The sequence below is a fragment of the uncultured Pseudomonas sp. genome (assembly GCF_943846705.1).
Classification (GTDB): domain Bacteria; phylum Pseudomonadota; class Gammaproteobacteria; order Pseudomonadales; family Pseudomonadaceae; genus Aquipseudomonas.
The window spans coordinates 964,078-976,256 of record NZ_OX044366.1 but is presented as its reverse complement, the minus strand read 5'-3'; the positions used below and the strand labels follow the sequence as shown (position 1 = coordinate 976,256).

Sequence of the window (12,179 nt, the reverse complement as noted above, 5' to 3'; positions counted from 1 at the left end):
TTGAGGCGGCCTTTTTGACTAAGCGAGCTTAACGTACCTGAACCACAACTTTGCCCACGGCTTTACGTTGGCCGAGCATATTGATCGCGTCGGCGGCCTGCGCCAGTGGGAAGGTCTGTGAGACCAGTGGCTTGAGTTTGCCCTCGGTATGCCAGGCAAATAGCTGTTGGAAGTTGGCGGCATTGTCCTGTGGCTGGCGTTGTGCGAACGCCCCCCAAAACACCCCGACCACGGCCGCGCCCTTGAGCAGGGCCAGGTTGACGGGCAGCTCGGGGATGCGTCCGCTGGCGAAACCGACCACCAGCAAACGGCCGTTCCAGGCGATGCTGCGGATGGCGGCATCGAACAGGTCGCCACCGACCGGATCATAGATCACATCCGCGCCCTGGCCGCCGGTCAGGCGTTTCACTTCATCCTTGAGGTTGCTTTCGCTGTAGTTGATCAGCTCATCGGCGCCTGCGGCCTTGGCCACTTCGAGCTTCTCGGCGCTGCTGGCGGCGGCAATCACCTTGGCACCCATGGCTTTGCCGATTTCTACTGCGGCCAGACCGACACCGCCGGATGCGCCGAGCACCAGCAGCGTCTCCCCTGGCTGCAGGTTGGCGCGCTGCTTGAGCGCGTGCATCGAGGTGCCGTAGGTCATGCCAAAGGCGGCAGCGCTGGCGAAGTCCATGCTCGCGGGCACAGGCATGACGTTGTAGCCGGGTACCGCGACTTCTTCGGCGAAGCTGCCCCAGCCGGTCAGGGCCATCACCCGGTCGCCGACTTTCAGGTGACTGACTTTCTCACCAACCGCCTTGACCACGCCGGAGGCTTCACCGCCCGGAGAAAATGGGAAGGGTGGCTTGAACTGGTATTTACCTTCGATGATCAATGTGTCGGGAAAGTTGACCCCGGCCGCATGCACTTCCAGCAGCACTTCGTTCTTCTTCGCTTCGGGGCTGGCGATTTCTTCCAGTACCAGGGTTTCGGCGGGGCCGAAGGCTTTGCACAGCACGGCTTTCATCGGGCTTTTCCTCTGCGGTTAATAGCCTTGCAGTGTAGGTGTGAGGGGAGGGCGGTCAATCAGCATGCCTGCGCCTGATGGTCATGTATAAGCCTGGGGCTTGGGCCGCCGCCTGACAGTGGCTATGCTAGGCGCTGAATTCTTGAGGAATACCGCCTGTGAAAGTCTGGATCGCATTGCTGTTGGCTCTGTCCCTGCCCTTGATGGCCCAGGCCTCGGAAAGCAAAGAAGAAGCCGAAGGTAAAGAGGGCGCTGCTCCGGCGGTGTCCTACGTCACCCTGGTGCCGGCGTTGGTGGGCAATTTCGGCGATGGCCCCAAGCTCAAGTTCTTCAAGGCGGACTTGTCCCTGCGGGTGAGCGGAGCGGATGTCGAGGCCAAGGTTAAGCACCATGAGCCACTGATCCGTAACCAGTTGGTCATGCTGTTTTCCCAGCAAACCGAGGCGGCCATGGCTGCCCCTGGCGCCCGCGAAACGTTGCGTGGCGAGGCGCTCAAGCAGGTGCAGGATGTGCTTAATCAGGAAGAAGGCCAGCCGCTGGTTGAAGACCTGCTGTTCAACAACCTGATCATTCAGTAAGCCCTCACCAGGCGCTGCGCTGTTTTAGTGCAGCGCCTGGATGGCCGCCCATTCTTCGGCACGGACTGGCATGACCGAGAGGCGGCTGCCTTTGTGCACCAACGGCAACTCCAGTAGCGCACTCTGGGCTTTCAGTTGGGCCAGGGGAATGATGCGTTTGAACGCCTCGACAAAGACCACATCGACTGCGCTCCAGGGGTTTTTCTCGCTGCTGGCTTTGGCGTCGTAGTAGTGGCTGTTGGGCTCTAGCGCAGTGGGGTCGGGGTAGGCGGCGCTGGCGATGCGGGCGATGCCGGCAATTCCTGGCTCAGGGCAGCTGGAGTGATAGAAGAAAAACAAATCCCCTGGCTGCATGCTGCGCAAGAAGTTACGCGCTTGATAATTACGCACGCCATCCCAGCGTGTTTGTTCAAGGCGCTGCAGGTCGTGGATCGACAGCTCGTCGGGTTCTGACTTCATTAGCCAATAAGGCATGAACTTTGCTCCTGTGTTCCAGTCCTTTAACGGGCACCGGCTTTCTGCTGGGTTTTAGCCGTTTGCCATATCGGTAAATGGGTTGTGTGGATGGCCGCCGTTGCTGGACCTATAACAATAATTGCCGCGGATACACCGTGCGCCATGCCTTCAAGGGGGAGGCATTCGATGAAACGTAAACCAGATGTGTTGTGGGTATTGGTGATTCTGTTCAGCCTGGGCGTGGTAACCACGGGTTACACCCAGAGCATGTGGGAGCATCAACCCGCACCGGTTACCCGGTCCAACGTGGCAGGCTGAGCCGGTTTTGTACCGCAGGGAGCGCGGTACCAACCTCGCCAGTCAGTACCACGCCTTGTCCGTCACGGTGCCTTGTAACGGCACGTCCCAGCTGGCCATAGCCAGTCGCTCAACCTGCTGACACTCATGCGCCAGGCCCAGCAAGGTCGGTTTGTGCCAATTTTTGCGCTGCCCGCGATAGGCCAGGCTACGGTCATAGAACCCGCCGCCCATACCCAGGCGTGCGCCATGGCGGTCGAAGCCGACTAGGGGTAGCAGCACTAAATCCAGCGTCCAGACCTTGCGCTGCTGTTTGCCGTTGCGCCGAGGTTCGTAAATACCGAAGCGGTTCTTGCGCAAGGGCTCATCGGCGCGGACACGTTGAAACACCATTTTGCTGCGCGGCCAGGGGCTGAGTACCGGCAAATAGGTCGCCTTGCCACGCTGCTGTGCTGCACGTAGCAACGGGCGTGGGTCGATCTCACCGTCATTGGGCAGGTATAAGGCAATGTGCTGTGCGCGGCGAAATAGCGGGTGTTGCGCCAGCTGTTTATACAAGCCGAGCGCGGCCTGCCGTTGAGCGTGGCGGCTGAGTGCGCGTCGCTGTGCCCGCAGATGGCGGCGTAGCTGGGCGCGACTTAAGGCAGTGGTATTGAGCATGGGCTATTGCAGTAGCAGTTGCCGCGAACGGGCAACCGGCTGGAAAAAAGTGACTCCCCGACGTGCCGCTGTCGGCTTGGCCCTTGAACCCGAAAGTTCAAGGTGGAGGTTGCAGGAGACCTTAAGGCTTTCCGTCGAGCGGACATGCACACCGGCCTCAACTTGCAACCTCCGGGGTTGTGCGAATCGGCTCAGGGACATCACCAACTGGCGCACACTCCAGGGAGCTGCGGGCAGTATACCCCAAACTGCCGCTGTGCAATTAGCCGCCGTGTTCATCGCTATCCGAGCTCAGGGCATTATCAACCCGGTTCAGCAGGTTACGCACCTGCTCACGGTTGGCTCCGGCCAGTTGATCAAGATGTTGCTGTTTGTGTAGCAGGTCATGACTGATGTTCAGTGCGGCCATTACGGCGACGCGGTCGGCACCGACAACTTTGCCGCTTGAACGGATCTCCCGCATCTTGCCATCCAGGTAGCGCGCAGCGCTTTCCAGGTTGCTGCGTTCTTCGCTCGGGCAAGCGATGCAATATTCTTTGTCCAGGATCTGGACGGTCAAGGTATTCGACTGGGACATTAATCCTGCTCCAAGGCTTTAAGGCGCGAAATCATGGATTCGACCTTATGCCGGGCCATTTCGTTCTTTTCAATTAAGTGGGCACGCTCTTCACGCCAGGCTTTTTCTCTCGCCAGAAGCTGTCGGTTTTGCGCTTTGAGCTGCTCGGCACGCTGGATCAGCACGTCCAGTTTGTTCGCAAGAGCCTGCAGGTCGACGTCTTCCATGGTTCTCTACTCGTACTAGGTGAGTGGGCTGCAAGTGAAAAATAGCGTCTTTAGGGTGGTTTCGACAGTGCCGGACGGTTCGCGGTGCTGTTGATTGGCGTGTTTTGCAGTGTCGGGCAGGTTGGCGCCAGCAGTTGAGGCTTTTCCCCGAGGATCACGGGGTGACCTGTGCATGCCTGCCGAGTCGCTTGCATAGTCTTGGGGCGCTTGCCGGTGCTAGGATACAGGGCCTCCATTCTAGTGATTGCGCAGCTTTGCGCCTAGTTATCTATGCCAACTTCAAATTCGCCGTACTCCGCTTTTGCCGCTCTGCTTGCCAGCAACGGCCACACCGTTTCCCCTGCCGAGTTGCATGGCCTATTACTCGGCCGTAGCTGCGCGGGTGCGGGCTTCGAAATCGACTCCTGGCTGGTGGATGCCGCCGAGTTGCTTGGCGCAGCACCGGAAGACAGCGTGCGTCAGGCGCTGATTGGCCTGCAGGAAATGATCAAGGGTGAACTGGGCAGTAACGATGTCACCGTCGTGCTGCTGTTGCCCAGCGACGATGCGCCGCTTAGCGAGCGCGCCGTGGCTCTGGGACAATGGTGTCAGGGCTTCCTCGGCGGCTTTGGTTTGACCGCCCGTGACAGCGCCTTGAGCGCTGAAGCCATGGAAGTGCTGCAGGACCTCGCGGCGATTGCCCAGGTGCAGAATGCCCTAGAAGAATCCGAGGACGGTGAGAGCGACTACATGGAAGTGATGGAATACCTGCGCGTTGCGCCGCTGCTGTTGTTCAGCGAGTGTGCCAAGCCTGAGGTGGTGGCGGCGAAACCGTCGCTGCATTGATTTTCAGCCTATAGAAGTGGACGCAGCCTGCCCATGATCAGCATCCCCAAGTCGGAATACGCCCGTCGGCGCAAGGCGCTGATGGCGCAGATGGAACCCAACAGCATCGCGATTCTGCCGGCCGCGCCGGTGTATATCCGCAACCGCGATGTGGAACACATCTACCGTCAGGACAGCGACTTCCAGTACCTCTCCGGCTTCCCCGAGCCGGAGGCGGTGATTGCGCTGATTCCCGGCCGTGAGCATGGCGAGTACGTGCTGTTCTGCCGCGAACGCGACCCGCTGCGCGAGCTGTGGGACGGCCTGCGTGCCGGCCAAGACGGGGCAATCAGCCAGTACGGCGCCGATGACGCGTTTCCGATTGGCGACATCGACGACATTCTGCCGGGGCTGATCGAAGGTCGCGACCGGGTCTACTCCTCCATGGGCACTAACCATGAGTTCGACCGCCAGTTGATGGAGTGGATCAATATGATCCGCTCTAAGGCGCGCCAGGGTGCCACACCACCGAATGAATTCATCACCCTTGAACACCTGCTGCATGACCTGCGGCTGTACAAGTCGGCGGCGGAAGTCAAAGTCATGAAGGAAGCGGCGGAGATTTCCTGCCGCGCACACGTGCGGGCCATGCAGGCCAGCCGTGCCGGGTTGTTCGAATACCACCTGGAAGCCGAGCTGGATTACGAATTCCGCAAGGGCGGGGCAAAGATGCCGGCCTATGGCTCGATCGTCGCGGCAGGCAAGAATGCCTGCATCCTGCATTACCGCGAGAATGATGCACCGCTGAAAGATGGCGACCTGGTGCTGATTGATGCCGGTTGCGAGATCGATTGCTACGCCAGTGACATCACCCGCACCTTCCCGGTCAGCGGTACGTTCTCCCCCGAGCAGAAAGCCATCTACGAGCTGGTGCTGGCTTCGCAGGAAGCCGCATTCAAGGAGATCGGCCCAGGCAAACACTGGAATCAGGCCCATGAAGCCACGGTGCAGGTGATTACCGCCGGGCTGGTCGAGCTGGGCCTGTTGCAGGGTGATGTCGCTGAGCTGATCGCTGCAGAGGCCTACAAGCCGTTTTATATGCACCGTGCCGGTCACTGGCTGGGTATGGATGTGCACGATGTCGGCGAGTACAAGGTGGGCGGCGAATGGCGCGAGCTTGAAGTCGGCATGGCCATGACCGTCGAGCCGGGTATTTATATCGCCGTGGACAATCAGGATGTGGCGAAGAAGTGGCGCGGTATTGGCGTGCGCATCGAGGATGATGTGGTGGTGACCAAAACCGGCTGTGAGATTTTGACCAGTGGCGTGCCGAAAACCGTGGCTGAGATCGAAGCGCTGATGGCCGCTGCTCGTAGCGCGGCGGCCTAAATGATTCAGCGTGTGGATATCGCCATCATCGGCGGTGGCCTGGTCGGCGCCAGTCTGGCGCTGGCCCTGCAAGCCGAAGCCAAGCAGCGTGGTTGGCAGATTTGCCTGATTGAGCCGTTTACCCCGGGTAGCGGCTACCAACCGAGCTACGACGCGCGTTCGACAGCGCTGTCGTTCGGCTCGCAGCAGATCTATCAACGCCTCGGCTTGTGGCCGCAGATCAGCCAGCGCGCCGAGCCGATCAAGCAGATTCATGTCTCCGACCGTGGTCGTTTTGCCGCTGCGCGCCTGAGCGCCGAGGAAGAGGGCGTGCCGGCGCTGGGCTATGTGGTGGAAAACGCCTGGCTCGGTGAATGCTTGTGGCAGGCGCTGGACCCGCATGCGGTGAGCTGGCGCAGCCCGGCTCAGGTTGTGCGTATGCAGGCGCTGGCGGATGGCTATCGACTGGTGTTGGACGATGGCAGTGAGCTTGAGTGCAACCTGGCGATCATGGCCGAAGGTGGCCGCTCTGGCTTGCGTGAGCAGCTGGGGATCGATGTCAGCACCACGCCCTATGGGCAGAGCGCGCTGATCGCCAACGTCAGCCCGCAGGATGCGCACCACGGCTTGGCCTTCGAGCGGTTTACCGAAGAAGGGCCGATGGCCCTGTTGCCATTGGCGGATAAGCGCTGCGCGCTGGTGTGGACTCGCGCCACGCTTGAAGCCGAGCGTTTAATGGGGCTCGCCGATGCGGCGTTTCTCACCGAGCTGCAGCAGGCCTTTGGCTACCGCCTGGGCAGCCTGCGCCAGGTCGGTACCCGGCATCTGTATCCGTTGGCCCTGACTGCCGCTAAAGAACAGGTGCGCAAACACCTGGTGGTGCTCGGCAATGCCGCGCACAGCCTGCATCCGATTGCCGGGCAGGGTTACAACCTGTCGCTGCGCGATACCCTGGTGCTGGCCGAAACCCTGCTGGAGAGCACCGCGCCGCTGGGTGATTTAGCCACCTTGCAGCGCTACCTGAGCCGTCAGCAGAGCGATCAGCAGCTTACTGTAGGCTTCTCCGATCAGGTCACACGGCTCTTCAGTACCGCTCAGCCGTTGTTGGCGACCGGACGCAATCTCGGTCTACTTGGTCTGGATTTGCTGCCCCCGGCGAAACGCTGGTTCGCCCGCCAGGCCATGGGCCTCGGCACCCGTTCGGAGTCTTGAGCAATGTCAGTGAAGAAAATGGCGCGCAAAGCGCGGCTGCTGCGCTGGGCGCTGAACCTGTATCCACCGTATCTGGGCGCTGGCGTGCGGGTGCGCCACATAGGCGCGGACTTCCGGCAGGTGCAGGTGAAGATGGTGCTGGGTTGGTATAACCGCAACTATGTGGGCACCCAGTTTGGTGGCAGCCTTTACTCGATGACCGACCCGTTTTTCATGCTGATGATCATGGAAAACCTCGGCCGTGAGTTTATCGTCTGGGACAAAGCCGCCCGTGTCGACTTTATCGCCCCGGGCACAGGCCCGGTGTACGCCGATTTCAGTATCGACGAGGCGCTGCTCGAAGACATTCGTCAGCACACGGCAGGCGGCGATAAGTACCTGCCCGAGCTGCATGTAGAGGTGCGCGATGGCAGCGGCACCCTGGTGGCGCGCGTGCATAAAACGCTCTACGTGCGGCTTAAGCCGCGCGCCCGACAGGCCGCCTAAGGAATGGACATGCACGCAGATTTGATCATCGTCGGCGCTGGAATGGTTGGCAGCGCGCTGGCGCTGGCCCTGCAGGATCAGGGCCTGGATATTCTGCTGGTCGATGGCGGACCGCTGAGTGTCGAACCCTTTGCCCCGCAGGCGCCGTTCGAGCCGCGGGTCAGCGCCTTGTCAGTCGCCAGTCAGCGCATTCTCGAGCGCCTCGGCGTGTGGCCGGGGGTCGCTGCCCGGCGGGCCTGTGCTTATGGCGAGATGCAGGTGTGGGATGGCTCTGGCACGGGGAGCATTCATTTCAGCGCGGCCAGTGTGCATGCCGAGGTGCTTGGCCATATCGTAGAGAACCGTGTGGTGCAGGATGCGCTGCTCGAGCGCCTGCACGACAGCTCGATTGGCTTGCTGGCGAATGCCCGCGTCGAGCAGCTGCGACGCTCCGGTGACGGCTGGTTGCTGAGCCTGACGGATGGTCGCGAATTGCGCGCGCCGCTGCTGATTGCCGCCGATGGCGCCAACTCGGCTGTGCGCCGGCTGGCGGGTTGCGCCACCCGTGAATGGGATTACCTGCATCACGCCATCGTCACCAGTGTGCGTTGCGCCAAGCCGCATCAGGCTACCGCCTGGCAGCGCTTTACCGATGACGGGCCGCTGGCCTTTCTGCCGCTGGAGGGGCCTGAGGGTGAGCATTGGTGCTCGATCGTCTGGTCAGTCACCCCAAGCGAAGCCGAGCGGCTGATGGCGCTGGATGACGGCGACTTTCGCCGCGCCCTGGGCTTCGCCTTCGAGCATCGCCTCGGCGAGGTGCTGCAGGCGGATGAGCGCCTGTGTATTCCGCTGCGTCAACGGCATGCCAAGCGCTATGTTGCAGAGGGCCTGGCGCTGGTCGGCGATGCCGCGCACAGCATCCATCCGCTGGCCGGGCAGGGGGTTAACCTGGGCTTTCTCGATGTCGCGGTGCTGGCTGAGGTGCTGTTGCATGCCGCGCAGCGCGGCGAGCGCCTGAGTGATGTGAAGGTGCTCAGCCGTTATGAGCGTCGCCGCATGCCGCACAATCTGGCGATGATGGCGGCGATGGAAGGCTTTGAGCGGCTGTTCCAGGCTGACCCATTGCCGCTGCGACTGCTGCGCAACAGTGGCCTGAACTGGGTCGATAGCCTGCCTGAGGCCAAGGCGCTATTCGTGCGTCAGGCGTTGGGTTTGTCGGGCGACCTGCCGGATCTGGCACGGGCTTAACCCCGGACTTTTTTACCCTGATGAGTGCTGCCGAGGTGCGACTGCGGCTAGTAAGGCGCGCTCGCGCCTCCAGCGGCTGAGTTCTTCCGGCCGCGGCGCATGCAGGTCTGGATTTTCCACGGGCAAAAAAAGCCCGGCACTAAGGCCGGGCTGAACAATGTGTAGATTAAGTACACATGGAGTCGCTGTCAGTTCATCCCCAGCCAGTTAGGCAGCGCCATGGACACGGCAGGCACGTAGGTGATGATCATCAGGAAGCCGAGCAGCAGCATCAGCCACGGCCAGGCGGCCTTGATCACCGACGTCAGCGGCATACCGGTCACCGCCGAGGTGACGAACAGGTTGAGCCCCACCGGCGGGGTAATCAGGCCGATCTCCATGTTCACCACCATGATGATGCCCAAGTGAATCGGGTCGATGCCCAGCTGTACGGCAATCGGGAAGAGGATCGGCGCGAGAATCAGGATGATCGCCGACGGCTCCATAAAGGCCCCGGCCACCAGCAGCACGATGTTCACCACCAGCAGGAACTGCCACGGCTGCAGGCCCATCTCGATCACCCAGGCGGTGATGGTCTGGGGGATCTGCTCGGTGGTCAGTACGTGGGCGAAGAGCATGGCGTTGGCGATGATGAACATCAGCATGATGGTCAGCTTGCCGGAGTCCAGCAGCACCTTGGGGCACTCGCGGATGGTCATGTCTTTGTACACGAACAGCGCGACGAAACCGGCGTAAACCGCGGCCACAGCGGCGGCTTCGGTCGGGGTGAACATCCCGGAGTAGATGCCGCCGAGGATGATCACCATCAACAGCAGGCCCCAGATCGCCTTGCGTGCCGTGCTCAGCAGCTGGCGCAGACTGGCGCGTGGCATGGCGGGCAGGTTCATCTTCCGCGCGACGATATAGATCGCCACCATCAGCGCCACGCCCAGCAACAGGCCCGGCACCACACCGGCCATAAACAGCTTGCCCACCGACTGCTCGGTGGCGGCGGCATACACCACCATGACGATCGACGGCGGAATCAAAATACCCAAGGTGCCGGCGTTACAGACGATGCCAGCGCCGAAGGCCTGCGGGTAACCCGAGCGCACCATGCCGGCGATGGCAATCGAACCCACCGCCGCCACGGTGGCGGGCGAGGAGCCCGACAGCGCGGCAAACAGCATGCAGGCCATTACCGCGGAAATCGCCAAACCGCCACGGATATGGCCGACGCAGGCGTTGGCAAAGTCGATCAAGCGCTGCGCGACACCGCCGGTGGTCATAAACGCACCGGACAGCAGGAAGAACGGAATCGCCAGCAGGGTGTAGTGCTCGGAGGTTTCAAACAGCTTGATCGCCAGCGAGCGCACTGAGTCCGGGCTGAACAGCATGATCGTCACCGAGCCGGCCAGGCCCAGCGAAGCAGCAATCGGCACGCCGATAAACATCAGCAAAAACAGCAGGAGGAAGAGGAACAGAATGGTCATTAATTGTGCTCCCCGTGTTCGTTGATTTTCAGCGCGTCGGCGGCCTCATCAGCCAGGCCCAGACCGGTCTGCTCATTGCGCAGAATGCGTACGAAAATTTCCAGAAAACGGATAAAAACCATGGCGTAGCCGAACGGCACGATCGCGGTGATATGCCACTGCATGATGCCGTAGTGGCCGAGGTCTTCCGCGCCGATGCCGGCGGTAAACAGGGTGTGTACCCAGTCGAAGCTGGCCACGGCAATTAGCCCGGCATAACCCAGGCAAGCCAGGCAGGCGATCACGCCGATCACCCGCTGGATCGGTTTGCTGGCCAGTTTTACCAGCGCATCGACGCCGATATGCCCGGCGGTGCGCACACCGTAGGCCAGGCCGAAGAAGATCAACCAGGCGAATAACGCCTTGGTCAGGGCAATGCTCCAGGTCATCGACTGGGCCATGCCGAGAATGCTGTCGCCAATGGCGAAGAACAACTCACTGCTGCCTTCCCAGCGATCGGCCAGGTTGTAGAACAGCGTGTAGAGGTTATTGAGGATCACGTAGACGAAGGTCACCAGCGTCATGGCGGCCAGCAGAAAGGCGATAAAACCTTCCTCGAAGTGGTCCCAGACGCGCCGCAAGGCGTTCATCATTTGAGTCTCCAGGGTGTGGGCGGTACACCCGGGCGGGATGGCTCGGGTGCTCAGTCAAGGTAGGTGCGGGCCGCAGGGCGACCCGTGCAGCCTTACTGGTTGGCCGCGTCGGCCGCTTTGATCAGGTCTGCGCCGATTTCTGCTTCGAACTTGCTCCACACCGGCTTCATGGCTGCGCGCCACTCAGCACGCTGCTCAGGCGTCAGGCTGATGATCTCGGTGGTCTTGGCGTCAAGGATGCGCTGCTTGTCGCCGTCGTTGAGGGCGCCAGCCTGCTTGTTCACTTCAGCGGTCACTTCGACGATGATCTTGTCCAGCTCGCTGCGTACATCGGCAGGCAGGCCGTTCCAGAACGTGGTGTTGGTGATCAGCATGTAGTCCAGAACACCGTGGTTGGATTCGGTGATGAACTTCTGCACTTCATGCATTTTCTGGCTGTAGATGTTCGAGTAGGGGTTCTCGGCACCGTTGACCACGCCAGTCTGCAGGCCTTGGTAAACCTCGGCGAAGCTCATTTTGCGCGGGTTGGCGCGTACGGCTTTGAACTGCTCTTCGAGTACGGCAGAGGCTTGTACACGGAACTTCAGGCCGCGGGCATCTTTCGGCTCATGCAGCGCCTTGTTGGCGGACAGCTGCTTGAGGCCGTTGTGCCAGTAGGCCAGACCGGTGATGTTCTTTTCTTCCATGGATTTCAGCAGCGCCTGACCTTCCGGGCTCAGCTGGAAGCGGTCGACGGCGGCCATGTCCTGGAACAGGAACGGCAGGTCGAAGACCTGGATTTGCTTGGTGTACTGCTCGAACTTGGCCAGCGATGGGGCGATCAGCTGTACGTCACCGAGCAGCAGGGCTTCCATCTCTTTACCGTCGCCGAACAGTGAGGAGTTCGGGTAAACCTCGACCTTGACCTTGTCGCCCAGACGCTCTTCGGCGAGCTTCTTGAACAGCGCCGCGCCTTGGCCTTTAGGGGTGTGGTCGGCGACCACGTGGGAGAACTTGATCACGATCGGGTCGGCCGCTTGGGCCATACCGGCGATGCTCAGCGACAGGGCGCAAGCCAGCGCCTTGGCAGTCAGTTTGAACATGGAGTCTTTCCTCTTGTTTTTGTGTCACGTGATGCGCCGTAGCGCTGCAAGTCGGGCGAACATGCTCAAGTCTAGGCGGCCTGTCAGAAAATGACGGGCGCTGGGCAGCGTTGGCC

The 12,179-nt window shown here is 61.1% G+C and carries 15 protein-coding genes and 1 other RNA gene; 7 read left to right on the top strand and 9 right to left on the bottom strand.

The features are described 5' to 3' along the window. Positions 1–28: 28 nt before the first annotated feature. Complete coding sequence (locus Q0V31_RS04745) at positions 29–1,006, bottom strand: NADPH:quinone oxidoreductase family protein (protein ID WP_298184998.1); 978 nt, start codon at positions 1,004–1,006, stop codon at positions 29–31. 158 nt (positions 1,007–1,164) lie between these two features. Between Q0V31_RS04745 and Q0V31_RS04740 the strand changes: the two genes are divergently transcribed. After that, positions 1,165–1,584 carry a flagellar basal body-associated FliL family protein gene (locus Q0V31_RS04740; RefSeq protein ID WP_298184995.1) on the top strand — a complete coding sequence of 140 codons (420 nt, stop codon included), beginning with the start codon at positions 1,165–1,167 and terminating at the stop codon, positions 1,582–1,584. 24 nt (positions 1,585–1,608) lie between these two features. Here the strand turns inward: Q0V31_RS04740 and Q0V31_RS04735 are convergent, their stop codons facing one another. Next, entirely contained in the window at positions 1,609–2,058 is a 450-nt protein-coding gene (locus Q0V31_RS04735; protein WP_298184993.1) for an EVE domain-containing protein, read from the bottom strand. A gap of 168 nt (positions 2,059–2,226) precedes the next feature. Here Q0V31_RS04735 and Q0V31_RS04730 point away from each other — a divergent pair, with 168 nt between their 5' ends. Next, positions 2,227–2,358, top strand: coding sequence for a hypothetical protein (locus Q0V31_RS04730; RefSeq protein ID WP_298184991.1), 132 nt, complete (start codon positions 2,227–2,229; stop codon positions 2,356–2,358). A gap of 42 nt (positions 2,359–2,400) precedes the next feature. On the opposite strand, the gene Q0V31_RS04725 is transcribed toward Q0V31_RS04730, so the two are convergent. The 4 genes from Q0V31_RS04725 to Q0V31_RS04710 form a co-directional block, all read right to left on the bottom strand. After that, complete coding sequence (locus tag Q0V31_RS04725) at positions 2,401–2,997, bottom strand: 5-formyltetrahydrofolate cyclo-ligase (protein ID WP_298184989.1); 597 nt, start codon at positions 2,995–2,997, stop codon at positions 2,401–2,403. 50 nt (positions 2,998–3,047) lie between these two features. Beyond that, positions 3,048–3,226: non-coding RNA, 6S RNA (gene ssrS, locus Q0V31_RS04720), on the bottom strand. Positions 3,227–3,259: 33 nt separating this feature from the next. Beyond that, complete coding sequence (locus Q0V31_RS04715; RefSeq protein ID WP_298184987.1) at positions 3,260–3,574, bottom strand: cell division protein ZapA; 315 nt, start codon at positions 3,572–3,574, stop codon at positions 3,260–3,262. Continuing rightward, positions 3,574–3,780: a TIGR02449 family protein gene (locus Q0V31_RS04710; protein ID WP_298184985.1), complete on the bottom strand. Its 207-nt coding sequence runs from the start codon at positions 3,778–3,780 to the stop codon at positions 3,574–3,576. The genes Q0V31_RS04715 and Q0V31_RS04710 overlap by 1 nt, the downstream gene beginning before the upstream one ends. Positions 3,781–4,050: 270 nt before the next feature. Between Q0V31_RS04710 and Q0V31_RS04705 the strand changes: the two genes are divergently transcribed. From Q0V31_RS04705 to Q0V31_RS04685, 5 genes are read left to right on the top strand one after another with little or no spacing between them, the layout of a single operon-like run. Further along, positions 4,051–4,605, top strand: a complete 555-nt coding sequence (locus Q0V31_RS04705) for a YecA family protein (RefSeq protein WP_298184983.1) — start codon at positions 4,051–4,053, stop codon at positions 4,603–4,605. Between the two features lie 33 nt (positions 4,606–4,638). Continuing rightward, positions 4,639–5,973, top strand: coding sequence for a Xaa-Pro aminopeptidase (gene pepP / locus Q0V31_RS04700; protein WP_298184981.1), 1,335 nt, complete (start codon positions 4,639–4,641; stop codon positions 5,971–5,973). A gap of 3 nt (positions 5,974–5,976) precedes the next feature. Next, positions 5,977–7,164: a 2-octaprenyl-6-methoxyphenyl hydroxylase gene (ubiH, locus tag Q0V31_RS04695; RefSeq protein ID WP_298190915.1), complete on the top strand. Its 1,188-nt coding sequence runs from the start codon at positions 5,977–5,979 to the stop codon at positions 7,162–7,164. A gap of 3 nt (positions 7,165–7,167) precedes the next feature. Next, a complete protein-coding gene (locus Q0V31_RS04690; protein ID WP_298184979.1) occupies positions 7,168–7,650 on the top strand; it encodes a DUF4442 domain-containing protein in 483 nt (160 codons plus the stop codon). Between the two features lie 9 nt (positions 7,651–7,659). Continuing rightward, positions 7,660–8,877 carry a 2-octaprenyl-3-methyl-6-methoxy-1,4-benzoquinol hydroxylase gene (locus Q0V31_RS04685; RefSeq protein ID WP_298184977.1) on the top strand — a complete coding sequence of 406 codons (1,218 nt, stop codon included), beginning with the start codon at positions 7,660–7,662 and terminating at the stop codon, positions 8,875–8,877. Positions 8,878–9,065: 188 nt separating this feature from the next. Here Q0V31_RS04685 and dctM read toward each other — a convergent pair whose 3' ends face one another. The 3 genes from dctM to dctP all read right to left on the bottom strand — a co-directional run bounded on the left by dctM (position 9,066) and on the right by dctP (position 12,063). Continuing rightward, complete coding sequence (gene dctM / locus Q0V31_RS04680; RefSeq protein WP_298184975.1) at positions 9,066–10,349, bottom strand: C4-dicarboxylate TRAP transporter large permease protein DctM; 1,284 nt, start codon at positions 10,347–10,349, stop codon at positions 9,066–9,068. Next, complete coding sequence (locus Q0V31_RS04675; protein ID WP_298190913.1) at positions 10,349–10,978, bottom strand: TRAP transporter small permease; 630 nt, start codon at positions 10,976–10,978, stop codon at positions 10,349–10,351. Before Q0V31_RS04675 ends, dctM begins: the two co-directional genes overlap by 1 nt. 95 nt (positions 10,979–11,073) lie before the next feature. After that, on the bottom strand, positions 11,074–12,063 hold the full coding sequence (gene dctP, locus Q0V31_RS04670; protein ID WP_298184973.1) for a C4-dicarboxylate TRAP substrate-binding protein DctP: 990 nt from the start codon (positions 12,061–12,063) through the stop codon (positions 11,074–11,076). Positions 12,064–12,179: the final 116 nt, after the last annotated feature.